Origin of the sequence: Colwellia sp. BRX8-9, assembly GCF_014077245.1 — a bacterium.
GTDB lineage: Bacteria > Pseudomonadota > Gammaproteobacteria > Enterobacterales > Alteromonadaceae > Colwellia_A.
The window spans coordinates 1-25,346 of record NZ_JACGVN010000039.1 but is presented as its reverse complement, the minus strand read 5'-3'; the positions used below and the strand labels follow the sequence as shown (position 1 = coordinate 25,346).

Genomic DNA, 25,346 nt, shown 5'->3' with positions numbered 1-25,346 from the left:
CTAGCTATAGATAATGAAGTCGTTATCACAAAAATTACATCTGCAACATGCCTTCTTTTTCGATAAAGGCTATGATCTCGGCCAAACCTTGTTGTGTTTTCATATTTGAGAAAATAAAGGGTTTATCACCGCGCATTTTTTTAGTATCTCTATCCATCACCTCAAGTGATGCGCCGACTAAATCAGCAACATCTATTTTATTAATAATTAATAAATCAGACTTAGTGATACCCGGACCTCCTTTACGTGGGATTTTATCTCCGGCTGAAACATCAATAACATAAAGGGTTAAATCGGAAAGTTCAGGGCTAAACGTTGCGCTTAAGTTGTCACCGCCACTTTCAATTAATACAAAGTCTAGAGTAGGGTGAAGTTCTTGTAGTTCGTCAATGGCTGCTAGGTTCATTGAGGCATCTTCACGAATCGCCGTATGAGGACAGCCACCGGTTTCAACGCCGATAATTCTGTCTGCTGCGAGAGCGTCATTTTTAGTTAAAAATTCAGCATCTTCACGAGTATAAATGTCGTTGGTGACCACTGCCATATCATATTTATTACGTAGCGCTAAACATAGCTGTCGTAATAATGCGGTTTTTCCTGAGCCTACCGGGCCGCCAACACCAATGCGTAAAACTTGTTTTATCATTTTTTATTTCTCTTTTTATTTTTATAAAGCATGTTATTAATCAACTTAATATATTAAGAACGAAAAAGTCGTGAATATTGTGTTTCATGCCAAGCACTTGCCATGGCTAAGTGCGGCAGACTGGCACCAATATCGTTATCTGAAATACCGTTTGATTTTTCAATAATTAATGGCGTTTGTTCAGATAATTCAAATAGGAGGTTTTGTGCCTGAGTTTGCCCAAGAGGCACTAGTTTTGTCGCTGCTGCTACTTGGTTGTCGATGTATGTCCAGCAGTAACCACTTTGTGCTGAAATTAAATCTAACTTAAAGACATAAGCGCAAAGCGCAAAAGCACTAACAAAGCTGATTTCTTTAAGCGTTATTATTGCTTGATAAGCGCCTAAGTTAAGGTTGTTTAGCTGTTTTATTAATCTTATTAAGGCTTTGCCCATTGCTAAATCAGCCAATAATAATTCATGACTTTCACGACAAGCAATTAAATGGTTATTCCAGTCGTTAAAATCGTCAAAATCATTTATTGATAAGGCGTTAAATAATCGTTTTAAAATGGCTAAATCGGTTTGTGCTATAGACTCCTCTAAATTAATCTTTATCCAACTGGCGGTCGTTTCTGATGATGTTAACCAACCCATTTCAACGCCATACTCTAAAGCTTGTGAAAACGCAAAACCGCCCACGGGTAGGTTTGCGCTGCATAACTGTAATAATCGATTAAGCTTAATCGGCTCGGCGAGTGTTATTTCTGCTGGTACTAGTGACACAGGGTTCACTGCAGGTTTAGTGGGCATGGGCGTGGCCGTGGCTACTAACGCCATAAGCACCATTTTCAGGTTCAAATATTGTTGGGGTATTATCAATCGTTAAACCATATTTCTGTGCAAGTTCTTCTAATACGTGATCGGGTTTAAAACGTACCCATAACTCGCCTATTTGCAGTGAGGTGTGGCGATTACCTAAGTGATAACAAACTTTACAAAAGGTTAACCAGTCAGTTGCAATGGCGGTTGATACAGGCTCCGCTTGACCTTTTATTTCAATGAATAATCCACAGTCTGTTTTTAGTACTTCACCGACTAATAATGGCTGTCCACGCGCCATAAAAATACCTATGTCTAAACCACCATCCGTTTTACCTTTAATACGTGCTTTTTTACGGGTGTCTTGATCTAAAGTTATTGAGTCAGCTATATTATGGTGAGTATGGTCAAAACGCTGATGTGCTTGTAACATGTAATTTCCTAATCTTTTAGTTTTATTGAATCACTTATTTCTTTTTTAAAATAGGCAGTAAAGTTGTGCAAGTGGCAGGGTTACTGCAGGCTCACAGGTTAATAATTCGCCATTGGCACGTACTTCATATGTTTGAGCATCAACGTCTATTTTTGGCTGCCAACTATTATGAATCATGTCGTTTTTACCAATGTTTCGAGTGTTTTTACAGACACCAATCATCCGTGTCATGCCTATTTTTTCAGGTACATTAGCGTCAATAGATGCTTGTGACATAAAAGTCATTGAAGTTTTGGCTGAGGCACTGCCATAGGCTGCAAACATTGGGCGGAAATAGACAGGTTGCGGTGTTGGAATAGACGCGTTTGCATCGCCCATTGGCGCTGCTGCTATCATGCCTGACTTTAAAATTAGCGCAGGTTTTATACCAAAAAATGCCGGTTTCCATAGCACTAAATCAGCTAGTTTCCCGACCTCAATAGAGCCAACCTCATGGCTAATGCCGTGGCTAATTGCAGGGTTTATAGTATATTTAGCGATATAGCGTTTTATACGAAAGTTATCATTTCGTTCAGTATCGGGAGCTAATGGTCCTCGTTGTTGTTTCATTTTATGTGCGGTTTGCCAAGTACGAGTGATCATTTCACCGACTCGTCCCATGGCTTGTGAATCAGAAGCGATCATACTAATAGCGCCTAAATCATGCATAATATCTTCGGCGGCAATACTTTCCTTGCGAATACGTGAATCAGCAAAAGCAATATCTTCAGGGATAGACGGGTCTAAGTGATGGCAAACCATTAACATATCCAAATGTTCATCAATAGTATTAATGGTATAAGGGCGTGTAGGGTTAGTGGAAGACGGTAAAACATTAGCCTCACCACATGCTTTAATAATATCAGGTGAATGCCCACCACCAGCCCCTTCAGTGTGATAGGTATGAATAGTACGACCTTTAAATGCTCCTAAGGTGTCCTCAACAAAACCAGACTCATTTAAAGTATCGGTATGAATTGCTATTTGAACATCGTAACGCTCGGCAACCGATAAACAATTATCAATTGCCGCGGGGGTTGTTCCCCAATCTTCATGAAGCTTTAAACCACAAACACCCGCTTCAATTTGCTCTTCTAGGGCAAGTGGTAAACTTGCATTACCTTTGCCTAAGAAACCAAAATTCATTGGGAAATCATTTGTTGCTTGCAACATTTTATGTATATACCAAGGACCTGGTGTGCAAGTTGTCGCCTTAGTACCTGTTGCTGGGCCTGTACCTCCACCAATCATAGTCGTAACACCCGACATGAGTGCTTCATCTATTTGTTGTGGACAAATAAAATGTATATGGGCGTCGATACCGCCTGCGGTCAGTATTTGTCCTTCACCGGCTATAACCTCCGTACCGGGACCCACTTCAATATCGATATTGTCTTGAATATCAGGGTTGCCTGCTTTGCCTATAATAGCGATACGACCCTCTTTAATACCAACATCAGCTTTAATAATCCCCCAGTGATCAAGAATAACGGCGTTGGTAATCACTAAGTCAACGGTGTCAAAGCATGACGCTTGGCTTTGTCCCATGCCATCTCTAATAACCTTTCCCCCGCCAAATTTTACTTCTTCACCATATTGTGTGAAGTCTTTTTCAACCTCTAACCATAAATCTGTGTCGGCTAAACGAACTCGGTCACCGACTGTTGGTCCAAACATATGTGCGTAGGCGTTTTTATCAATACTGGCCATGATTATAAGTTTCCTTGTATTTCACCGCGAAAACCAAAGATCCTGCGTTTGCCTTGAAAGGCAACCAGGGTTACTTGGCGTTCTTGCCCAGGTTCAAAACGAACGGCGGTACCTGAGGTGATATCTAAACGATAACCTTTGGCGTGTTCTCGATTAAAATGCAAGGCAGGGTTTACTTCAAAAAAATGATAATGAGAGCCAACTTGAATGGGTCTATCGCCAGAATTAGCCACCGTAATTTTCAATCGTTCACGGCCGACGTTGAGTTCGCGTTCGCCTTGGTCTGTTTTTATTTCACCTGGGATCATCTTTGCTTCTCTTGTGTTTAATGTCTAACTAGGTCTTATGTAACCTTTTGTAGAGGTTTAGTTAAATAATAGGATTATGAACGGTGACAAGTTTGGTGCCATCAGGAAATGTAGCTTCTACTTGTACATCAGGAATTAATTCTGCAACTCCTTCCATGACTTGATCACGGGTTAACAACGTGCGGCCATAATCCATCATTTGAGCGACAGTGTTACCATCTCTGGCCCCTTCAATAATCTCCATTGAAATATAAGCCATAGCTTCAGGATAATTTAATTTCACACCACGCTTTAAGCGTCGTTCTGCTAACAATGCGGCAGTAAAGAGCAATAATTTATCTTTCTCTCTTGGTAATAAGTCCATGCTGTTGCACCTTTGTTTATTTATTTAATAGTAAGGGGGTCATTAAGTGTCTGATCAGGTATGCCAAATACGCGGAATGTTCGCTGGTTTCTCTAGGTATATCGGTCTGATTTTTTGCCATAATTTAATAAAAAGTGCTTTGCATTCTTCACTATGCTCACCTAAATAACGTATCACTAATAACTGGCGTATTTGGCTAATACTCACTTTTTCTTCGGCGTTTTCTTCAACCATACAGTCGCGTAATTGCGCTACGAGTGCTTTATTGTCAGCATCGCTAAGGAGACCTGCTGGGGCATAAGCTAAAAAAGTGGCAAAAACACTGTGGCTATTTAAACCTGCGATGTGTTGATGTACTCCACTGCTAGGTTTTATCGAAATTCTATCGTGATAAATTAAAGTGTTTTCACAATAAACACGGTTTAATTGGCTATAACTGCCATATTTAAAGGGTTGATTTGAAAGGGGTAAGCCCAAACAGGTAATATCCCAACCTAAATAAGCGCTATCACTTTTAAAGTTAACATCAACAGTATTAAATCCATCAGCCCCCTCATAAACGATCGTTTCTAAGGGGAAATTTTCACACTTCGCCTGATGGTTAATAATAATGTCAAGGTGTTGAACTTGTTTGGGATCACCAATTGTTAGGTTTGTTCGAGCGCGATAAAAGCGGTTAGCACCAGGCGTAGTTATTAAACTGTGGGCTTGTCTGTTGAGTTTAATGTTAATGTTTAATTCATCACCCGACACTATGCCCGCTGGTGGGTGTAACAGATAAATATGTGCACAATCGCCTCCTTCTGGGTAGAAAGCTTTTTGCACGCTTAATGGTCCATTGCGTTGAGTACGGGTAAGTTGAGTGCCAGTCGATGTAAAACTAAACTCTAAAGATAAGCTGGCAAACCATACATTTTTAGGCGCAGGGTTAATGGGGAAATTATTGATGGCTGGCTTAGCTGTCATGGTTATATGGGCTACTTTTTATTCTAACTTTCGCTGAAAGTAGAAGAGGGTGCATGGCTAAAGCTGTTTTGCACAAACTACGCCAAATAATAAAAGTTAATTATTTCAGTGTTATAACGAGTTTGATTGGCTAAAAAAATAATGTCATCTAAGTATGGCTGTTCATTTGTTAAGTTATTGTTTTTACTTTTTTTATTACGCTGGTGTCAAAGACAATGTCAGTTTGACTTAAGGGTGTAATTGCGTTTAGAAGACAAAGGTTTAGCTGTGAATTAAATTAAACGCTTATCATGGCGGCTATTTCATCAATAGAATCATGGAGGGTATTGCACCACTATGGTGCTTGCGCTTTAAAATGGAGCGATTAATTGAGTATTAAAAATAAACAGTGTGTTAGTGATTGTTTAAGTTGTTGTATTTAAATGTTAAATTTTCATATTATATGGTCTGTAATGTGCATAGACGTTAATGAGTTAAATTTTACTATACATCAAAAGATGAATTAAAAGGATAATATGGACGCTATACTTGTTATTATTGCAGTCTCGTTAGCACTCGCTAGCGTTATCAATATAGTGTTAACCAAGTTCTCAATTTCGCACATTATTGGCTACATTATTACCGGCACCATAGTAAGCAATATTTTTGATTTCAATGGCAGTGACAATATTCATTCCCTTGAGCTTATTGGTGAATTTGGTATTGTTTTTCTTATGTTTACGATTGGCTTGGAAATGTCTTTTGCGAAGCTAGGTAAAATGAAGGAATTGATATTTTTTAATGGTTTTATCCAAGTTACCTTTAGCGCTATTGTTATTTTTATACTTGCATTTTATCTTTTTAATATTGAACCGATACCCTCATTAATTATTGCGCTTTCATTTAGTTTATCTTCAACGGCTATCGTATTACCTTACTTGAAAAAATCAAAAGATATAGTGACGCCCTATGGTAAAAAATCAGTTGCTATACTGGTTTTTCAAGACTTAGCCGTTATCCCTATTTTACTCTTAATGGGTTTTCTCTCAAATAATGAATTGTCTCTAACCGATGTGCTGCTAAAAACTTTTTTGTATGCCAGTGGTATTATTATTTTTATGTTCACTATAGGAAAAAAAATAATTGCTTGGTTACTGCATTTTTCATCGAATGCGCTAATGGAAGAACTGTTTTTAATATCGGTATTTACTATCGTATTGGGGGCATCAATTATTGCTCATAACCTCGGTTTTACTTATTCTTTAGGCGCTTTCATTGCGGGGATGATTATTGCTGAAACTAAATTTCACATGAAAGTTGAATCGGATATATCTTCATATAAAGATCTTTTTTTAGGTGTTTTTTTCTTTTCTATTGGCACAAAAATAGACGTTGATTATTTTATAACTCATCTTCATTGGGTGATGAGTGTACTCGTCCTTGTTATGATAATAAAAGCGACGATTATTTATTTTTTGATGAGAAAAAAATCGAATAAAAGCGAATCAATTAAATCTGCTGTTGCCTTATGCCAAGTAGGGGAGTTTTCTTTTGTGATTTTTGCTATGGCAATAAGTCAAAACCTAATAGCAAAAGATTTAGCGAGTTTTCTGATATTGGTTACCGTTTTATCTATGATATTAACCCCTTTTATGGTCAGTAATATTTATAAATTAGCCGCACTTTTTGTCGTTGAATTTTTTGAAGCTGATAAAATAACCACCGTAAAGGTGACTAATCACACCATTGTTTGTGGTTTTGCTATTTTAGGTCGCATTGTAGCGAAAGAACTGACAAATAATGGCATCAACTTTTTAATTATTTCTGATAATTTACAACATGTATTATTGGCAAGAAAGCGTGGCTATAACGCTTATTTTGGTCACCTAGATAAAACGCCCGTACTTGAATCATTAAAAGTAGAGCAAACATCTAGTATCATTATTACGGTAAACACATTAAAGAATAAACAAATAATTTGCCAAGCCGTACTCGATTACTATCCTAAGGCAAACTTAGTCGTTAAAGTGAATTCACTTGAGGAGAAAAAGGCACTGGCGGGCATTAATATTAACTTTTTTGTTCATGCACAACATGAAACAGCGGTGCTATTAGTTAAAAAAAGTATGGTTTGAATTGAAGTTTATAACCTGAGTAATAATAATTTTTTAGCTTGATTAGGGCAGTAATAATCCTATAGGCAAAAGTTTTTCGTCACTAAAACCTATTAAAAACCGGTAGAAGACATAATAATATTATTTTAGTCCGCTTTATATCTATAATAATTTCACTTTCATATAGAAATTCATCAATAAAATTTAGCCAATAGACCTTGAATAAGTTATTGATTATTTGATCTAATATTTAGTTAATGTGAATATAGGGTCTATACTTGGGCAGAGATAATATCCGACAATTAATTAATGGGTTAAGCTAGCCTCGTTGTCTTAGAGATAGTCAGGTCATTGCTGAAATCGCCGCTGGGCCTGCTAAAGGATTGTAAACAAAATAATATGACTAATATTAAAACCCTACAACAGAAAATTAAACGTCGTAACTCATTAGCGATAGCTTTAATTGCTGTGTTAATTAGCCTGTCATTTTTAAGTTTGATGTTATTATTTAATCAACAAGCGAAAGATGCTGAAACGATTAATCTTGCTGGCGGCCAAAGAATGTTGTCACAAAAAATAGCTTACCTAGCCATTCAGCATTATCACAATATAACTACGGCTGAAATTGATGAGAAGGTGACAAAAAATCTCTTTGATACGGTCAAATTGTTTACGACTAACCAGCAACTTTTAACAATGATGGTGGTTAACGAATCTAATAGCATGCCTAGTGAATTATACTCATGGTATTTTAACACGCCGACTGAGCTTAACAAACGGGTCAATCACTTCGCTGAAAGTGCTATTGCGCTTAGTCTGACTCAAAACAAAAAGAATGCTGAGGCGATAGTTAAAGAAAAATTCAATCTAGATTCTAATAATAATTTACTGATTTCTTTAGATTTAGTCGTTTCCAAAATAGAGCAACATACTAATCAGCGTATAGTTAACATAGAAAGACTCGAAGCATTTTTATGGCTGGTCTCAATGGCTCTATTATTTGCGATAAGCTTCTTCATTTTTAGACCCCTGCAACGACTCATTAGCAATTATCACCATGAACTTTCACTTTCTAAACAAAAAAGTGTCGAGTTAATGCTGGCGATAAATAAGCACGCGATTGTTTATCGAGTCAATGTCGATGAAAAGGGTACGTTAACGGAAGTTAATCAACGTTTTCTTGATTTCTATCGTTACCGTGAAGAAGAGATCCTTGGTCACAGTGTTGTTGAAATCTGCGCTTCAAGTTATACCCAAGATGATTATAAAGATATATTACAAAAAGCGGTCGCTAAAGAATATTGGCATGGTGAATCCATTAATAAAATTAAAGGTGGCCGAGAGCTATGGTTAAGTACCACCATAGTGCCACTGATTAACAATGAGAATAAGGCAGAATCTTTTATTGTTATTCAGAACGATATTAGTGGTATTAAGCAAACTGAACTGACTCTTAATAAACTTCATAAAATAACCTCGGATATAGACAAAAGCTTAATTGATAAAATTCAAAACATTTTAGAGCTTGGAAAAAAAATATTTAATTTGCCGCTTGCGTTGATCAGTGAAATTCATCATCAAGAATATCGAGTTGTCTATTGTCATACTCCGAACAATGAAATTAATCCTGGAGATATTTTTGATTTAGGCAATACCTATTGTTTTCATACTTTACATGCAAACCAGCCTATTTCTTTTTACCATGCAGGTGAAAGTGAAATAAAAGATCACCCGTGTTATCAAGCTTTTGGTTTAGAAAGCTATATTGGTGTGCCATTGACTGTTGATGGCAAACTGTTTGGCACATTAAACTTTTCTGGCCCTGAACCTTCGGCAAGGCCCTTCACCACCAGGGAATTAGATTTAATTCAATTGTTTTCTCATTGGATAAGTGCAGAGCTAACACGTGTTAAACATAAAAATAGATTGCTAGGGCAACAATCTTTAATGGAAGAAATGGCACAGCAAGCTCGCATTGGTGTCTGGGAAGTTGACCTAGTCAACAACAATGTTTACTGGTCAAAAATGACTAAAGTCATTCATGAAGTGCCCAATGAGTATCAACCAGAACTATCTCAGGCAATTAATTTTTATAAAGAAGGAGAAAGTAGAGAGAAAGTACAAGCGTTAATTGCCAAGTGTATGAATGACGGTAGTGCTTACGAGGAAGATATGCAGTTGGTCACTGCCAAAGGTAAAGAAATTTGGGTGTCTGCTCGTGGTCGTTCCGAGTTTACCGATGGAAAATGTGTGCGTTTGTATGGCTCATTTCAAGATATTACTGATAAAAAGATAAGCCAACAGCGTATTAGTCTGCACAACCAACGAATGAGATTAGCAACAGACTCTGCCGGTATCGGTGTGTGGGAACTTAACTTGCTCAGTAATGAATTAAAGTGGGACGACTGGATGTTTAAGCTTTATGGTGTCGACCGTCAACCAGCTTTAAGTGCGCAAGATGTTTGGGACAAAGGTGTACATCCTGAAGATATCGAGAAGGCCGGTCGTGAATTCATTAATGCAATTAAAGTACACGGTCAGTACGATACACAATTTCGAATTATATGGCCAAATGGCGAAATAAAATATATCAAAGCAGCGGCGATTATCAGTTACGACAATAATAAAAAACCGGTATCAATGATAGGTGTGAACTATGACGTTAGCGCAATCGTTGAGAATGAAATCGCGCTTATTAAAGCGAAAGAGCAAGCAGAAGTAGCGGTAACTGCTAAAAATGAATTTTTTGCCAGTATGAGCCACGAAATACGAACACCAATGAATGGTGTTATTGGTATGCTGGATTTAGTTAAAGACTCTGTGTTAAGCCAAGAACAAAATCACCGAATCGGTATCGCCCAGCAAAGTGCTCACTCGCTTTTAGCGTTAATTAACGACGTTTTAGATTTCTCCAAAATAGACGCTAATAAGTTAGAACTTGAAAATGTTAGTTTTAACTTACGTGATATGGTTGGTGACTTAGCCGAATCTTTTGCGCAACAAGCTCAGCACAAAGGCTTAGAGTTAATCGTTGACCTTGTTGATATTGAAGAGTCGCTAGTGGTTGGCGATCCTAATCGACTTCGTCAAATATTGACCAATTTATTAGCTAATGCTATTAAGTTTACCAAACAAGGCGAGGTGGTTATTCGTCTTTGCCAGCAAAATCACTCGACAACGCAATGGCGAATTATTGCTGAAATATCTGATACTGGTATCGGTATACCAAAAGATAAGCAGCAAGGATTGTTTGAAGTGTTTAGTCAAGTTGATGCTTCAACAACACGAGAATATGGCGGCACAGGGCTTGGTCTTGCTATCGTTAAAAAGCTTTGCTTATGTATGCAAGGCAGTGTCGATGTTGATAGTAACCCAGGTGAAGGTAGCACTTTTAGCTGTGATTTATTGTTAGAAAAATCAGCGGATTCTTTATTGTCTCAACCTGTAAAAGCTTTGCAAGGCAAACGTGTGCTGGTTATAGAGCAAAATCAATCCTGCGCTAACGTCATTAAGCGCCAATTAAACTGCTGGCATGTAGAAGCTGATATCATAACGACCTTACAACCTGCGCTCACAGCTCTTAATAAGCAAACAGAAAATGACCACTATGATTTGTTGATCATTAATCAACAACTTGCTGATTTAGATGCTTTAGCATTTGTTAAAATAGTGCGCTTGAATCCGGTGCATAAAAATCTAAAAATAATGTTTATGACGCTAATGAGCATTCAGCATAATTTAGCCGATAGCACGGCAAGTGGTATTGATGGTTTTTTTCCTAAACCGGTAATTACCACCGATTTACAACGAGCATTAAACACTTTATTAGCTGAACCTGAAAAAGAGCTCATCAGTGAAGTGACCACGGCTAAATTAACACGTTTATCTAATGAGGATAGTAGCTGGACAAAAAAGGTTAAATTACTACTGGTAGAAGATAATCGAGTTAATCAAATGGTTGCTATGGCGGTATTGAAAAAAATAGGAATAACCCAATGTGTTATTGCCATTAACGGTAAAGATGCCATTGAAAAGCTTAAAGCAAGTGATGAGAGCCAGCCATTTACTTTTATTTTTATGGACTGTCAAATGCCTGAAATGGATGGTTACCAAGCGACAGCCTCAATTAGGCAAGGTAATGCAGGAGCTCGCTATTTAAGTATTCCTATCGTTGCTATGACGGCCAATGCGATGGTTGGAGATGAAGAAAAATGCTTGTCTGCAGGGATGGATGATTATTTGGTTAAGCCGATCAACAAAGAACAAGTGAAAGAGGCAATCAAAATATTTCAATTAAAATAGCTGCTAGGCATAAAAAGTCAAACCAATATTGAGCGTAATAAAATAGTAAAAATCGCGTAAAAAACAGCCGTCTTAATAGGGCGGCTTGGTCATAATATTAATGTTTATTAGACTGCTCTGTGTTGTTATTACAGCAAAAGTGATTATTTTAAAAATATATTTTAGTGATTTTATTATGAATATCATTGATAGTTTTTTATCTTGTTTTTGAATGATAGAAAACGTCTAATCCATAGGCTAGTAAGCATTCTTGCAATGATGTATACAAACCAACGACAGCTCATTTTATCGTTGGCTTGAAAGCAGAAAACCGTAAATATTCTCTTCAAGTTAAGGTCATGTGGTATGTCAATGCATTGACCGTTATTAAGTGAACTCAGAGAATGTTGTGGTCGTGAAGACTGAAATATCGGCTGTCACGACCCTAAGTTATCGAGATTAAACGTGGAGATCACCCTTTACCTTGGGTGCGATTTCGATTGGATTTAGCGCTAGCATTCTTTTCAATAAACTTTTTCTCAATAAACTTGAAGATCATGGTGGCAACATCCTTTTCAGTCGCGGCTTCAATACCGGCTAAACCCGGTGAAGAATTTACTTCCATGACCACTGGGCCACGTTCGGCGCGCAGTAAATCAACGCCACAAACGTTCAGCCCCATAATGTTTGCTGCCGATACGGCCGTTGCTCTTTCTTCTGGGGTCAGTTTAACGAGTACCGCTGAACCGCCGCGGTGTAAATTTGATCTAAATTCACCCTCGGCGCCTTGACGCTTCATTGCGGCAACAACACGGTCTCCAACAACAAAACATCGAATATCAGCACCACCGGCTTCTTTGATAAACTCTTGAATTAAAATATCAGCATTTAAACCCATAAATGCTTCAACAATCGCTTCTGCTGATTTAGTTGTTTCAGCAAGTACGACTCCAATACCTTGTGTACCCTCAAGTAACTTAATCACGCAAGGTGCGCCACCGACGTTCTTAATTAAATCTTTTACATTATCAGGACGATTAGCAAAGCCTGTTCTTGGTAAGCCGATGCCTTTTCTTGACAGGAGTTGCATAGAGCGTAACTTGTCTCTAGAGCGACTAATCGCTACAGATTCATTGACACTAAAAGCACCGGTCATTTCAAATTGACGGACTACCGCGGTGCCATAGAAAGAAATTGATGCGCCAATACGCGGTATAATAGCGTCGTACTGTGGCAGCTCTTTACCTTTGTAGCGCACAACAGATCTATCACTAGTGATATCCATATAACAATGCAGTGTATCGATAACGTCAACTTGGTGACCCAGCGCTTCACCCGCTTCTTTTAAGCGACGAGTCGAGTACAACTTCTTGTTTCTAGATAAGATTGCTATTTTCATGTTTGATTTCCTGTTTTTATAAAGAACAATAGTCTATAGACTAGACTGTTTACTAAATAGTCACAAAAAATAAAAGTTTTTTTGACAAAGGCGGTAAACAAGCTCAACTTTATTGTGCATGTCAATATGACCATTTGAAATTTTATCTGATGAGTACAGCATATATTCTAGACCGATGATAAAGCACCGTCTTCTTTTGGATTAGCCTTATAAAACAACAAATTCAATGGTTTGTGTTGAATTGGTCGCGAGCCTTTAATAATAGATATAAAGCCGATATGACATCACAAGAAATTTTAAAATCAGCGACGGTTAATGCGGCTGATTTAATGGTGATGTCAAAGCGTTTATGAACACTCGAAGTCGGAAAAGTTGCTGACATTATTACCATGCACGCTAGCCCTTTCGTTGATATTAATGAATTATTAGCTGTTGATTTTGTAATGAAGTCAGATGACGTGGTCAAGTCTAAGTAATGGCGTAACCCTTAATAAAAAGCCTGTTTAATCTTTGTTAAACAGGCTTTGTACTTATCATATTGAGTGATGCTGCTTATTGCAGGACTACCATAAAAAGCATGGCATTATTTTACGCTAAAGCGTCACTTCTTCTGCGCTGCTGACGGTTTCGGTGATTTGTTTACGTTGGTTCATTCTCAAGGCTAAATACAAATCAGAATGCACATAAATTCCATCGTGACCTGATTTAATCTCTGCTTTTACAAACCACGCCAACAACTGTCTTTTTCTGCCAGCAAGCTCAAGGCGAACCCCGCGCTTTCTAAAAATAACCTCTAAATCTGATAGCATCGCCATCACACTTAAGTCTAAATGAGTAAAACATGGCACCGCATCAATAATTACACACTCAATGTCATCTTTTTGTCTGGCATATTGTTCTAACAATCGGCGTTTAAAGAAACTAGAATTAAAGTAAGTTAAAGGCGAATTAAAACGATAAATAAAAATACCGTCCACCGCTTTTGCTTTATCACTGGCATCTAAACTTCTTACTACACCGTTGATATCAACACCGAGTATATGGTCGGTGGGGCGCATTACCGTCCTAATAAATTGGAATAAACCTAGTAATACAGCAAGGGTAATACCGGGAATAACACCAATAAATAACACCGCTAATAAAGTGGTTAAGGTTAAGTAAAATGCTTGTCGGTCTTTTAGTCTGAGTTTCCAGACCATTTTAAGATCTAGTAGGTGCACAGAAGCAATAATCAAGACAACCCCCAAGGCGGCACTGGGAATAAATTCAAGGGGTGCGGTAAAGAAAATAGCAATAATAGCAATAATGGCTGCGGCTATAATAGAGACTAATTGGGTTTTACCGCCATTGGCATCATTGACTGCGGTGCGAGAAGAGGCGCCACTGACGGCAAAACCCTGTGATACAGCCGACGCTAAATTAGCAATACCTAAAGCCATAAATTCTTTATCTGCATCAACGTCATAGCCATTCTTTGCGGCAAAGCTGCGAGCGGTGAGCATCATGCTAACAAAACTTATTATCGCTAAGTTAAGTGCTGGCATAACAAGCTCACGAATAACACCGACATTAAATTCAGGTGTTTGAAATAAGGGTAAGCCCCCCTCGACAACGCCAATGGTTTTTATACCAAACTGCTCTAATTTAAAAAGCCATACTAAGGCTGCACCCAACGCAATGGCAAACATTGAAGCAGGCCAAGTGGGCTTTAGGCGTTTCATACCAAAATAAATAGCCAGGGTAAATAAGGCGATAGTTAATGTTGGGAAATGTGTTTGTGCTAAGTAATCAGGGACACCGCCCAAACGTTCGAGCAGATACCTTTCATCAAAGGTAAAACCAAATATTTTAGAAAATTGACCAACAATAACTGTTATGGCAACACCATTTAACAGCCCCATTAAAATAGGTTTAGACAAGAAGTCAGCCAATACACCAAGCTTAAAACGACTGGCCAGAATGCACCAAAAACCGGTCATCGCTGTCATGGTAATAACTAACTGCCAATGCTTAGTACTGTCGCCGGCGGCTAAAGGGGTGATCAGTGCCGCAATAACTGCACAAGTTGCCGCATCAGGCCCAACGATTAATTGCTTAGAGGTCCCAAATAATGCATATACCATCATAGGTAATACACAGGAGTACAAGCCTACTACGGCATTAACTCCGGTGAGTTGTGCATAAGCTATAGCAACCGGTAATGCAACGGCTGCAACCGATAATGCCGCTTTAACATCATCAGCAAACCAACTTCTTTCATAGTTAAATAAGGTGTTTAAACCTGGCATAAAATCATACAAACGTGACAACACAATAGCTCCCTTATTTAGTGCTCAGCGATGCTATGCGTTTTGCTAATGGCGGATGACTCGAAAAGAGTGCGCTCATTTTACTTGAGCTAATGGCAAAAGCTGACATTTCGGTCGGTAGCTGGGGCAAGTTTTGTAGTTGTTCTAGTTTACTGAGTGCGGCAATCATATTTTGTCGGCCCGCAAGGCTTGCACCACCTTCATCTGCTCTAAATTCTCGATAGCGAGAAAACCACATCATTATCATAGTCGCTAATAAGCCCAATACGAGTTGAGAAACTAATGAGACAATCCAAAAGGCAGGTCCGTGACCACTTTTTACGTTAAATACATTGCGGTCAACCACATGACCGATAATGCGTGATAAGAACACCACGAAGGTATTTAAAACCCCTTGCAGAAGTGTCATTGTTACCATATCGCCATTGGCGACGTGGCTTATTTCATGAGCAAGAACCGCTTCTACCTCATTTTGACTCATGTGACTTAATAAGCCGGTGCTTACCGCGACTAAGGCATTATTTCTACTCCAACCCGTTGCAAAAGCGTTCGGTGAAGGATGATTAAAAATACCGACTTCAGGCATGCCAATATTGGCTTTAAGGGCTTGTTCTTGTACTGTTTTGAGTAGCCAGCGCTCGGTTTGATTATTCGGCGTCACGATAACCTCGACGCCCATACTTCTTTTCGCCATAAACTTAGAAATAAACAAGGAGATAAACGAACCACTAAAGCCAATAACCGTGGCATAAATGAGTAATGATTGAAAATTAAGGTCGACGCCATTTTCTGCCAACAAGCCTTCAATACCAAATAAGCTAAAGGTAATACTCAAAATCATCATAATGGCAATGTTAGTGGCCAAAAATAGTAAGATTCTCATTTTTTATCTCTTCATTTTGCAATAATAATGCCTTTATAGACAAGGCTGTTAGTCAAATAGTCACAAAGTAATTTAATCAAATAGTGGGCAAGTAATCAAAGTATATTTATTGATAATAGGCGAAGTGTTAAAAATTTATTCGGGTGTTTTATTTAGACTGAAAATAAGCGATGTGCTGACTGGTTTTAGGTTTTACTCTGTCTGCATTATCAATGATTTTTTTGTGTTTACGGTTAATGTGACTTTATTTTACTTTCACGAGTCTAGATAGAGGTGGAAAATTATGATCACAATATTAAGAATACAAAACATTTAAAGGAAAGATATGAAAGCTCTAATTTTACTGATTGCTATTGTCATGGTTGCTCCTGTTCACGCAACGCAAAATATATTCAACGTGCTAGTGCAAGATACAAACTTAGTGAAAGATATTCGCGCTGAGGAAGAAAATATTTGGATTAAACTGGCAGCCGCTAATCTTGCTGATGAAATAATTATACGAATTTCAAGTAAAGATAAAGATTTATATCGTCCATGGTTTAATGGCAGTGTTGATCTTCAATGAAAAGGTTTTCGTGGTAACGATATCTGGTCTGATAGACTTCAGACCCAAGCTAACTTCGTAGAGTATTGGCACAAAGGTCGGTTAGTTCTTCATCTTCAGCGCAAGTAATGACATTTTTTGAATAGAGAGTCATCATTTTTTTAGTCTGTAATTTAGTGGCAGGCTAAATGCTGTTTCAGCGGATTCTTTAGTTTCAACCCAATCAACGGCGTAATTATCCATCAATAGACATTGAACTAAACCATCACCGATGATCTTGTCATCTTCGACGATTAATATGCGCATTTATTACTCCGCTTACTACAAAACTATCTATGATAAAATGTTAACCTTAAGGTCATATTAAGGCCTTTGCTTTATTGATCATTGATTATTGACTATTATTAATGTTATTCAACGTTACTCAACACTCGGTGATATTTTTTCTACTGAGGCGAGATAACTAAATTCTGGATCGACCAACATTTCACCTTTCATCGCTTCACGTCCCAATAGCATCAAGTGGTTCATGCTTGACCGGTCGGTTAATGACAGTCTTACTGTCCATGTTAATTCGCCCATTACCGCCAACGTATTGATGATATAGCGACGTTCTTTTTCTCCGTTAGACGATTTTATACGTTTTCTATCGACTATCTTTGCCGAACATTTAATCGTTTTAGTGACATCGTGAGAATCAGGATGAAATTCAAAGTCCAACATGCCAGTGACTTTATTTTCAGAAATATGGTCAACATGGAGCGATGAAGTTTGCGCGCCAGTATCAATGCGGGTTGCAACCTCAAATAGCTCTAATTCGGGTAAATCAATAGTTTCTCTAGCACCGACAAGTATTTTTTCTTTCATATTATCCATTTCATTATGTTGTTGTAGCAGACAAAATTATATTTTACGGCACAAGTGCTAAAACAATAGCATATCATTGTTATTAAGAAATACTACGCCAAAAAGATGTTGCCGTTGTCAGCAATAATGACAGCTCTTATTGTTATAAGCGCCATAACTGTTCGATAAGCATAGCTTTTTTATTACTAAAGTATAGTAGGGTGGCTTGATTTTCCACCCATTTAAGGAGTGTTTTTCTGGGGGTATATCATCAAATTTGTTTGAAATTAGAAGGAAATAGGTCTTCTCTTCGCCGGCAAAGATGATGGTTCAATTGCTTGCTCTGCAGAAACAAAGGTTTCTTTAGTGTTTGATTTACTCTTTTTAAGCGAGCTTTTAGTTCCAGCTCCACTGGGCTGTGCAGTCGTTGATGACTTTTGTTTTGGAGTATGGGCAACTTCAAAAATTTCGCCATCAAATTCAACGGTATCGCCATGACGAATTTTCTTTCGTTTTTGAAACTCAACTTCATTGTTAACTAGAACATAACCTTCGCTGATCACTATTTTGGCTTCGCCACCACCACCGACCATATTGGCAATTTTTAGTAATTTACAAAGCTCGATTGGTTCAACCGAAATATTAATAATAGGGTGTGCAGACATGTAACGTTAGCCTAGTGATATTAAATTTAATGGCAACAATTATAACATAAAGAAGTGTGACAAGGATAAGGTATAGATTATTTAGTCGTAAATTATATTATCGCACTTCGTCAATTAAAACAGGTCTTTTTAAAGCTCACTTAATATATAGCCTTGATAATTTAAATGCTTGGGTTAATGGTTAAGCTGACTTTCGGCTGATAAAGTTTCTGTATCTAGCTTTTTTAGCGGCAGTTAGTCGACCGCTTTGACAAACTGATCAAACTTTATGGCCATTATTAGCCACAGCAAGGTTTACTTGGCTGAGGAATAAGTTGATGCTTTTTAAATGTTTTATACAATGCTAAAGTTTATAATTATGCCATAATCAAATTTACGGCGAACAGGGTAAATAACTTTTATTACTTGTTAAGAAAACATGAAAAGTTGCAGAACAACACTATGCATCCTTCTATTATTAGTGGTGTATCGCATTATTTTTTTCTTTACCCGGACACAGAGGCTAATTTGAATAAACTTGAAAAAAGTCAATTAAGTCAATTAGTAAAACGCTTGTACAGGTGCATTTTTGTCAAAGATGCTCAAGATGATAGCGTTCATACCAGGGCTCTTTCGTTATGAGTATTTCACTTGTTGTTGCTGATGACCATGTGCTTATGCGCCAAGCATTAGTAAACTATTTAAAGGCAGGTAACGAGTTTACTATCTTGGCTGAATGTAAAGATGGAATAGAATTAATCAGTCAAACCTTAAAAACCGATCCTGATGTTGTGGTGATGGATATTTCTATGCCAAATATGAGCGGACTGGTGGCAATTGACAAACTATTGTCGCAACGGCCAACGACAAAAATATTAGTTTTATCCATGCACGACGAACTTGAGTATATTTTAGCGATGCAAAAAGCGGGTGCTAAAGGTTATATCCTCAAAGAGTCGTCCTCAGATCTTCTTATTCATGCGATTAAAAATGTTTATAACGGTAAAACCTTCTTTCCAAACTTATCTGCCAATAATTGTCAGCCGGCGTCCAACCCATTAGAAGTATTAACTCGGCGAGAAAGAGAAGTGTTTTTCTCAGTAATTGCCGGAAATACCAGTAAGAAAATAGCAGAATTACTCAATATGAGTGTAAAAACGGTGGAAAATCATCGCACCAAAATATATAAAAAGCTGCAGGTTGGCAGTGTGGCAGAACTACTAAGAATGGCTAATAAAGCAGGTCTTCTTGAATAGTGTTTATTTTATCTCATCTCATTTGAACTTTGCTAGAGACAAAAAAACGCCCTACAAGGAGGGCGTTTAATGAATGTAGATGTTATACGTACTCTGCTCTACATTTAGCTGTTATTACTCTGCGTTCGAACTTGTCCCTGAGACAAAGTAATTTTTATCTATTTGATTAGCGATAATCGCATAGCTAGCACGAGTTACACCGTCTTCTGGATTAAATGTAGCAACCATTGTCGGTTGTAAATCAAATTGACCTTGCTCAAGGCTATAGCGAACACCTAACAGACCTTCGTTCAAAGCAATTTGCACATAACCGCGCATATCGTCAGCAATATCACTTTGGTCAGCAATCACTATTGATTCACCATTGTAATTAACCGTGATTTCATGCGTTTCGCCCAAGTCTATTGCCTCTTGAGTTTTACCAATAACTTGTATTAGGCTATAAGCTAAGTCAGCACGAGTCACAGCAGATTTTCCGTGGAAGTCGCCATTATTATCAACCATCATCACGGGACCAAATTGTTGTTTAGCATCTTTCAACGCGGCACCTGACATAGCAACTGATTCAGCAAAAATACGGTATCTAGCGTTAACACCACTTAGGCTTATTTCTGTTTCCCCATCTAAATGGCGATACTGACGTACCGATGTCCCCATGACTAAGGCCTTAGCCAATTCTTGACGATTTAACATCGCATCAGGTGCAAAAGATGTCGCTGAACGACCATCCATAAGGCGTTCAAGTACAGCAGTTTCTATTGCTGCTTGCTGACTATGGCCTGCTACGTCATCCATACCTTCTATGCTTGTTAAAATATCTTGCCACACCCAATAACTGATATGATTATCACTAGCTTCATCAGTTTGTGCCTGTTCGTCGTAAGCTGCAGCAGCAGGTGGCACTGATAAACCAAAGGCGTCAGTTTCCATAAACAGTTTCCATGGACCCGCTTGTGCTGGAGCCGTTACAAACGAGTTACTGTCCCAAACTGGGTCGGTAGAGTCGCCTTCAAAACGTTGCCCATCAGGTGCTACAAGTACAGCTTTAACACTTGTTAAGGCCGTTAAGCCAACATGTACGGTTTTTGCATTGGCATTGACTTTAAATTCAATTACTTGCGACTCTAGTGTTTCAAACGCTAAAGCACCTTCAGCAATTTTCATGGCTTGCATATTGATACTGGCCGTGAAACGAGAGTCAGCGCTGTTGTTAACAGATTTTTTATGATCTGCATTTTTCCCTTTAGCTGCAGCTACTGCAGCATGGGCATTAATATAACCTGCACCGACTTCCCAAGACTCATAACCTGGCATATTCGTCGCAGATTCTTTCATTAATTGCTTGATTTCATCGATACTTAGCGAAGGGTTAGCTTCCATCATCAGCGCTGCAACACCAGCAGTGTGCGGTGTTGCCATTGATGTACCCGAAATACGGGTATAAAAAGGAATATGTGCTGGGTCAAGCACCAAATCAGCATCTCCGCCATTGGCAGCCATATTGGTTGATGAACGCGTTGATACCATGTTGCGCCCTGGTGCGACAATTGTGACTTCGTTAGTGTAAGTCCATGCCTTACCATCTGGCATGGTGAAATCACCGGTTTCATATTCTAAACCACGAGATGAAAAGTCGACTAAATTACCATTGGTATCGCCAGCACCTACTGACATTCCCCAAGGGATCTGAGCATGAGGGTTATTGCTATTTTCGCCAGAGCCCGAGTTACCCGCAGCAAATACCGATAAAATACCAAATTGATAAGCTTTATATGACGCTAAGGCAACAGGGCCTTTAGCATCAAATTTACCGCTTGAACCCCAAGAGTTACTCATAATACGTAGTGGATGTTCATAGTCATAAACGTTGTTAATAGCATAGTCATAGCCGCCAACCGCATCTAAAATAAATAAACCTAACCCTGAGCCGTAACCGACTAAATCAGCATCGGGTGCAACGCCTTTATATTTTCCATCAGACATAGCGCCCGAACCCGCTATAGTGCCAGCACAGTGAGTACCGTGGCCGACATTCAAGTCGGTATTAGGTTGGTTTTTAATAACAAAACCGTCTGTAATACCGGTTTCAGCGAGATCGAGTGAATGTGTTGCCGCTTGCACGTTATCAACCACTACGTCGCCAAAGAATAAATCTTGGTGTGTTGCATCAATACCCGAGTCATTAACCATAATGGTTACGCCTTTACCGGTATATTCTGTGCCGCCATTGCGGTTTGCAAACTCGGTACCTTGAACTTTGTCAACACCGGTAATTTCACGAGAGTTAGCATTAAAATATTCAAGCTTACGGTTTAACCATACTGAACGGACATCATCTCGTCCGGCAATCGCTTTGATTTGTGCGACATTAGCAACAACACCCATAATAGGTACGGCAGAAAACTGCACACCCTTACTGATACCTAAGGCTTTTAACGCCCGTATTTGGCTTACTGATATTGGCTTCATTTGTTCAAAGGTTACCACGGCCATAACTGTTTCTTCGCCCGTCATAGTCGGAAGCACTTGTGCCAGTTGCTCGCCAATAGCAGCGTCAGCTAAAGCGTGCGTAGGTAATGTCATTGCCAAAGAGGCTGCAGCCAAGGCACTTAAGGTAAATTTTTTCATTATATTTCAAACTCCAATATGTTTCATACTTGTAGGTTAAATATCTTAAATATCTTAAATATTTCTAATTGTTTTTAATTATTAAAATATTTTTATCACCTTTAGTCTCCCGACAAACCACTAAGATGAAAATAGGGGGTTACCCCTAATATTGGATAAATAACTGCGTAATTAGCAAACCTATAAGGTGAATCATTTTAGAAACAAAGTATCAGCGAGTTGATCGTATTAGCTATTTTAATTTAGCTAATAGTTCTTTAGATAGGGGGAACCCCCTATTTACTCAGCCCCCCTTAACTCGATAGAGTGCTTGAGTGAATTATATACACCCCTTAATAATAACTAGAACGAGTGAAATAATGAAAAAATTTACCTTAAGTGCAATAGCAGCAGCAACCATGGCATTAACTATGCCGTCTCAAGTTTTCGCTAACGCTGCCATTGGCGAGCAGTTAGCTGAGTTTTTACCGACTATGGTTGGTTCTCAAACGGTTATGGCCGTAGTAACTTATAACCAATTAGAGCCGGTATCAACAACTCAACTAGAGCATCTTTCTGGACTAGGTATTAGTCAGGCTGTTCAGTTTGCTTCGGTTCCTGTTATTGGCGTAGTCGCTAACTTAGATCAAATTAAAGCCATTGCTCAACGTAGCGATGTGCGCTCGGTATGGTTAAATCGTGAGCTTGAATACTTTAATGCTGATGCTCGTCAGATCACGGGGGTTGATGCGATACAAGGTGAAGAGTTTAAAACACAAAATGGCATTGAATATACCGGTAAAGGCGTAACTGTAATGGTTAATGACTCGGGTATTGATGCTACCCATCAGGATTTATTCTTTGGCGATAAAGTGATTGATAACGTGCAAGGTCTAACGCATGCAAGTTTATTAAGCATAACGGGTGTAACCGAAGGTCTAATACTTAAGAACCAACCTAACACAGATACTAATTCAGGCCACGGTACTCATTGTGCTGGCACTATTGCTGGATATGGTACTATGTCAGATGGCAAGTACCCAGGCGCAGCGCCAGATGCTAAATTAGTAGGCTATGGCTCAGGTGGTGTTATTCTTATTCTTGATACTATAGGCGCTTATGACTATGCCATTACTAAAGGTGATAGTTACGAAAATCCATTGCGCGTAATGAGCAACTCTTGGGGGTCAAGTGGTAAGTTCGACCCAACTGGCCCAGTTTCTCTAGCTTCATATAAAGCCCATAAAATGGGTATATTATCTGTGTTTGCAGCAGGTAACTCAGGCTCAGGTGAAGATACGCACAACCCTTATGCACAAATTCCTTGGGGCATGTCTATTGGTGCAGGAGAAAAAGATGGCACACTAGCTGGTTTCTCTTCACGTGGTTATAAGTATGAATCTGGCGAGTTCGATATGCCAGATGGTACAAAATGGACCTACAATAATGAAATTACTATCGTAGCTCCTGGTGTAGACGTTATTTCTACTCGTGCTGTTACTAATGCCGGCGCAAATGGTGGTGAAGCTGATGTAGACGCGATGGACCCTACTCATTTACCTTTCTATACCATGATATCAGGTACGTCGATGGCAACGCCTCATGTTGCTGGTATTGTTGCACTAATGTTAGAAGCTAATCCTGACTTAGACAACATGGCCATCAAAAAATTGTTACAAGAATCTGCGACTAATATGCCAGGTTACGAGCGCTTTGAAGTCGGTGCTGGATTTGTAAACGCCCGTGCAGCAGTAGCCGCAGCGAAAAACTATGATATGAACCACAGTGTCACGGTGAATAACCTACGCGGTAAAGTTTTCAATGCTAATACGCTAGTTGAAATTAGTGAAACAAGCTATGAAGGTTCTATCTGGTCAACACCCAATGGCGTCACAGAGCCACTAGGACTGCAAAACTCATTTAAATTTATGGTTGATAGTGATGCATTGTGGGTTAAGGGCTCTGCGAGCTCATTGGCTAATACGGCTAAGTTAGTTTTAATTGCCCCTAATGAAACTGAATACTTTGGTAACTTAACTTTACCTGTGCTTGAAACTGGTATGCGTGTTACGGCACCTGCAATGGCAGGTGAGTGGACGGTTCGAGTTGACGGACTAACCTCTTTGTCTGGCGTAAATCCAGATCCACTTGACCTAACTAATGGTCCAATGGCTCCTGAAAACTTCGACGTTAGCATAAATTTTGAAGACTTAATTGGCTTTGAAGGGGTAACCGATATAGCCGCTCATCGTTATGAAAATGCGATAAAATATGCAGTGAGCAAAAGACTAATGGATGGCTTGAAGAATGATAATTTCAACCCTGACGCAAAGTTAAAACGTAAAGACTTAGCTAAGTACCTAGTCATGGGTGGCGCTGTTCGTCAATACCGTACATTAGACAGCGAGCCAGAGCCAACCCTTAATGAAGTACCTAGTGGTTACCAAGCGTTTATTGAATCGGTATCGGTTGTCGGTGGTGCATTAAAAGATAGCTTACGTAAACAGCAGCCAGTTATGCTTAGTGAAAATGGTGAGTTTGCCCATAACGGTCGTGTATCTAAAGTAGACCTAGCTTACAGTTTAGTTCAAATTCTAGGACTAGAATCAACGGCTAAAGCGTTTGATCCTGAGAAAGATGAAATTACGGTTGACTATAATGGCCAGACTATTGTGCTAGCAGATCAAGACAGCATTGCCGACGATATGAAAGGTTATGTGCAACTTGCCATACAGCTTTCATTATTGAATGTTCACTTTGATGTTACTCAAGGTACTTACGACTTAACGCCACAGTTGAACGCTAGCTTTGGTGGAAATTATAAAGTCACTCGTGCAGAATATGCTTTAACTGCCGGTCGTCTTTTTGGTCAATACTTTCAGTAAGCTCTTTGGTCAATACTTTGAGTAATTACTTTCGGTAACTAGTACCGCATATTAATCAGGAGGCCATTTGGCCTCCTTTTTTTTACCTGTTAGCTACCCTTGCCACTCACACTGTTAATCATAGTTTCTGCTTTTTTCAGTATAGTTTTGATAAGCTAATGCTATGTTAAGCGATATCATTGACAAATTTTCCAAGTGATCTCTTGTTTGTTCTCTGCAGAGGTTGGTGAGCTGGTTCTATTTTTCTCGTTAGGTATTGCCTTGCAGTGATAGTCGAATTAATAGTTGGCAATTTGCAATTTGCAATTTGCAATTGGCAGTTAATAGTTATTA

General features: G+C 38.8%; 19 protein-coding genes. 5 read left to right on the top strand and 14 right to left on the bottom strand.

Annotated features, from left to right (window positions below; genetic code table 11):
- Window positions 1-34 precede the first annotated feature (34 nt).
- The 7 genes from ureG to H4J70_RS19890 all read right to left on the bottom strand — a co-directional run bounded on the left by ureG (window position 35) and on the right by H4J70_RS19890 (window position 5,266).
- On the bottom strand, window positions 35-646 hold the full coding sequence (ureG, locus tag H4J70_RS19920) for an urease accessory protein UreG (protein ID WP_182251766.1): 612 nt from the start codon (window positions 644-646) through the stop codon (window positions 35-37).
- Window positions 647-699: 53 nt separating this feature from the next.
- Window positions 700-1,437 (bottom strand): urease accessory protein UreF, encoded by a 738-nt coding sequence (locus H4J70_RS19915; protein ID WP_182251765.1) that lies wholly within the window; start codon window positions 1,435-1,437, stop codon window positions 700-702.
- Window positions 1,427-1,879 carry an urease accessory protein UreE gene (locus H4J70_RS19910; RefSeq protein WP_182222879.1) on the bottom strand — a complete coding sequence of 151 codons (453 nt, stop codon included), beginning with the start codon at window positions 1,877-1,879 and terminating at the stop codon, window positions 1,427-1,429. Before H4J70_RS19910 ends, H4J70_RS19915 begins: the two co-directional genes overlap by 11 nt.
- Window positions 1,880-1,924: 45 nt before the next feature.
- Window positions 1,925-3,628 (bottom strand): urease subunit alpha, encoded by a 1,704-nt coding sequence (gene ureC, locus H4J70_RS19905; RefSeq protein ID WP_182217022.1) that lies wholly within the window; start codon window positions 3,626-3,628, stop codon window positions 1,925-1,927.
- A gap of 2 nt (window positions 3,629-3,630) precedes the next feature.
- A complete protein-coding gene (locus tag H4J70_RS19900) occupies window positions 3,631-3,936 on the bottom strand; it encodes an urease subunit beta (RefSeq protein WP_182217020.1) in 306 nt (101 codons plus the stop codon).
- Window positions 3,937-3,997: 61 nt separating this feature from the next.
- Window positions 3,998-4,300, bottom strand: coding sequence for an urease subunit gamma (locus tag H4J70_RS19895; protein WP_182217019.1), 303 nt, complete (start codon window positions 4,298-4,300; stop codon window positions 3,998-4,000).
- Window positions 4,301-4,354: 54 nt separating this feature from the next.
- Window positions 4,355-5,266, bottom strand: a complete 912-nt coding sequence (locus tag H4J70_RS19890; RefSeq protein WP_182251764.1) for an urease accessory protein UreD — start codon at window positions 5,264-5,266, stop codon at window positions 4,355-4,357.
- A gap of 515 nt (window positions 5,267-5,781) precedes the next feature.
- On the opposite strand from H4J70_RS19890, the gene H4J70_RS19885 reads away from it, so the two are divergent.
- Complete coding sequence (locus tag H4J70_RS19885) at window positions 5,782-7,380, top strand: cation:proton antiporter (protein ID WP_182251763.1); 1,599 nt, start codon at window positions 5,782-5,784, stop codon at window positions 7,378-7,380.
- 378 nt (window positions 7,381-7,758) lie between these two features.
- A complete protein-coding gene (locus H4J70_RS19880; RefSeq protein WP_182251762.1) occupies window positions 7,759-11,661 on the top strand; it encodes a response regulator in 3,903 nt (1,300 codons plus the stop codon).
- Between the two features lie 451 nt (window positions 11,662-12,112).
- Here H4J70_RS19880 and rimK read toward each other — a convergent pair whose 3' ends face one another.
- The 3 genes from rimK to htpX all read right to left on the bottom strand — a co-directional run bounded on the left by rimK (window position 12,113) and on the right by htpX (window position 16,231).
- Window positions 12,113-13,039 carry a 30S ribosomal protein S6--L-glutamate ligase gene (gene rimK, locus H4J70_RS19875; RefSeq protein ID WP_070373965.1) on the bottom strand — a complete coding sequence of 309 codons (927 nt, stop codon included), beginning with the start codon at window positions 13,037-13,039 and terminating at the stop codon, window positions 12,113-12,115.
- Between the two features lie 593 nt (window positions 13,040-13,632).
- A complete protein-coding gene (locus tag H4J70_RS19870; RefSeq protein ID WP_182230083.1) occupies window positions 13,633-15,351 on the bottom strand; it encodes a SulP family inorganic anion transporter in 1,719 nt (572 codons plus the stop codon).
- A 10-nt stretch (window positions 15,352-15,361) separates the two neighbouring features.
- The gene (htpX, locus tag H4J70_RS19865) at window positions 15,362-16,231 is read right to left on the bottom strand and encodes a protease HtpX (protein ID WP_182217010.1); all 870 of its coding nucleotides are present in this window, start codon (window positions 16,229-16,231) and stop codon (window positions 15,362-15,364) included.
- Between the two features lie 325 nt (window positions 16,232-16,556).
- On the opposite strand from htpX, the gene H4J70_RS19860 reads away from it, so the two are divergent.
- Window positions 16,557-16,796, top strand: a complete 240-nt coding sequence (locus H4J70_RS19860) for a hypothetical protein (protein ID WP_182251761.1) — start codon at window positions 16,557-16,559, stop codon at window positions 16,794-16,796.
- Window positions 16,797-16,928: 132 nt separating this feature from the next.
- Here H4J70_RS19860 and H4J70_RS19855 read toward each other — a convergent pair whose 3' ends face one another.
- The 3 genes from H4J70_RS19855 to H4J70_RS19845 form a co-directional block, all read right to left on the bottom strand.
- Window positions 16,929-17,081, bottom strand: coding sequence for a hypothetical protein (locus tag H4J70_RS19855; RefSeq protein WP_182222781.1), 153 nt, complete (start codon window positions 17,079-17,081; stop codon window positions 16,929-16,931).
- Between the two features lie 114 nt (window positions 17,082-17,195).
- Window positions 17,196-17,642, bottom strand: coding sequence for a RimK/LysX family protein (locus H4J70_RS19850; protein ID WP_083277877.1), 447 nt, complete (start codon window positions 17,640-17,642; stop codon window positions 17,196-17,198).
- Between the two features lie 266 nt (window positions 17,643-17,908).
- Window positions 17,909-18,286 carry an RNA-binding S4 domain-containing protein gene (locus tag H4J70_RS19845; protein WP_070373952.1) on the bottom strand — a complete coding sequence of 126 codons (378 nt, stop codon included), beginning with the start codon at window positions 18,284-18,286 and terminating at the stop codon, window positions 17,909-17,911.
- A 617-nt stretch (window positions 18,287-18,903) separates the two neighbouring features.
- Between H4J70_RS19845 and H4J70_RS19840 the strand changes: the two genes are divergently transcribed.
- Window positions 18,904-19,521 (top strand): response regulator transcription factor, encoded by a 618-nt coding sequence (locus H4J70_RS19840; RefSeq protein WP_182251760.1) that lies wholly within the window; start codon window positions 18,904-18,906, stop codon window positions 19,519-19,521.
- Window positions 19,522-19,635: 114 nt separating this feature from the next.
- On the opposite strand, the gene H4J70_RS19835 is transcribed toward H4J70_RS19840, so the two are convergent.
- Window positions 19,636-22,149: a S8 family serine peptidase gene (locus H4J70_RS19835; RefSeq protein ID WP_182251759.1), complete on the bottom strand. Its 2,514-nt coding sequence runs from the start codon at window positions 22,147-22,149 to the stop codon at window positions 19,636-19,638.
- A 359-nt stretch (window positions 22,150-22,508) separates the two neighbouring features.
- On the opposite strand from H4J70_RS19835, the gene H4J70_RS19830 reads away from it, so the two are divergent.
- A complete protein-coding gene (locus H4J70_RS19830) occupies window positions 22,509-25,013 on the top strand; it encodes a S8 family serine peptidase (protein WP_182251758.1) in 2,505 nt (834 codons plus the stop codon).
- Window positions 25,014-25,346: the final 333 nt, after the last annotated feature.

What these genes read in the sequence shown, in the direction of transcription:
- ureC (WP_182217022.1), bottom strand. Translation starts at nt 3,628, where the DNA reads ATGGCCAGTATTGATAAAAACGCCTACGCACATATGTTTGGACCAACA.
- H4J70_RS19900 (WP_182217020.1), bottom strand. Translation starts at nt 3,936, where the DNA reads ATGATCCCAGGTGAAATAAAAACAGACCAAGGCGAACGCGAACTCAAC.
- H4J70_RS19835 (WP_182251759.1), bottom strand. Translation starts at nt 22,149, where the DNA reads ATGAAAAAATTTACCTTAAGTGCCTTGGCTGCAGCCTCTTTGGCAATG.
- H4J70_RS19885 (WP_182251763.1), top strand. Translation starts at nt 5,782, where the DNA reads ATGGACGCTATACTTGTTATTATTGCAGTCTCGTTAGCACTCGCTAGC.
- ureG (WP_182251766.1), bottom strand. Translation starts at nt 646, where the DNA reads ATGATAAAACAAGTTTTACGCATTGGTGTTGGCGGCCCGGTAGGCTCA.
- H4J70_RS19830 (WP_182251758.1), top strand. Translation starts at nt 22,509, where the DNA reads ATGAAAAAATTTACCTTAAGTGCAATAGCAGCAGCAACCATGGCATTA.
- H4J70_RS19850 (WP_083277877.1), bottom strand. Translation starts at nt 17,642, where the DNA reads ATGAAAGAAAAAATACTTGTCGGTGCTAGAGAAACTATTGATTTACCC.
- htpX (WP_182217010.1), bottom strand. Translation starts at nt 16,231, where the DNA reads ATGAGAATCTTACTATTTTTGGCCACTAACATTGCCATTATGATGATT.
- H4J70_RS19860 (WP_182251761.1), top strand. Translation starts at nt 16,557, where the DNA reads ATGAAAGCTCTAATTTTACTGATTGCTATTGTCATGGTTGCTCCTGTT.
- H4J70_RS19880 (WP_182251762.1), top strand. Translation starts at nt 7,759, where the DNA reads ATGACTAATATTAAAACCCTACAACAGAAAATTAAACGTCGTAACTCA.
- H4J70_RS19910 (WP_182222879.1), bottom strand. Translation starts at nt 1,879, where the DNA reads ATGTTACAAGCACATCAGCGTTTTGACCATACTCACCATAATATAGCT.
- H4J70_RS19845 (WP_070373952.1), bottom strand. Translation starts at nt 18,286, where the DNA reads ATGTCTGCACACCCTATTATTAATATTTCGGTTGAACCAATCGAGCTT.
- H4J70_RS19840 (WP_182251760.1), top strand. Translation starts at nt 18,904, where the DNA reads ATGAGTATTTCACTTGTTGTTGCTGATGACCATGTGCTTATGCGCCAA.
- H4J70_RS19915 (WP_182251765.1), bottom strand. Translation starts at nt 1,437, where the DNA reads ATGCCCACTAAACCTGCAGTGAACCCTGTGTCACTAGTACCAGCAGAA.
- H4J70_RS19855 (WP_182222781.1), bottom strand. Translation starts at nt 17,081, where the DNA reads ATGCGCATATTAATCGTCGAAGATGACAAGATCATCGGTGATGGTTTA.
- rimK (WP_070373965.1), bottom strand. Translation starts at nt 13,039, where the DNA reads ATGAAAATAGCAATCTTATCTAGAAACAAGAAGTTGTACTCGACTCGT.
- H4J70_RS19895 (WP_182217019.1), bottom strand. Translation starts at nt 4,300, where the DNA reads ATGGACTTATTACCAAGAGAGAAAGATAAATTATTGCTCTTTACTGCC.
- H4J70_RS19890 (WP_182251764.1), bottom strand. Translation starts at nt 5,266, where the DNA reads ATGACAGCTAAGCCAGCCATCAATAATTTCCCCATTAACCCTGCGCCT.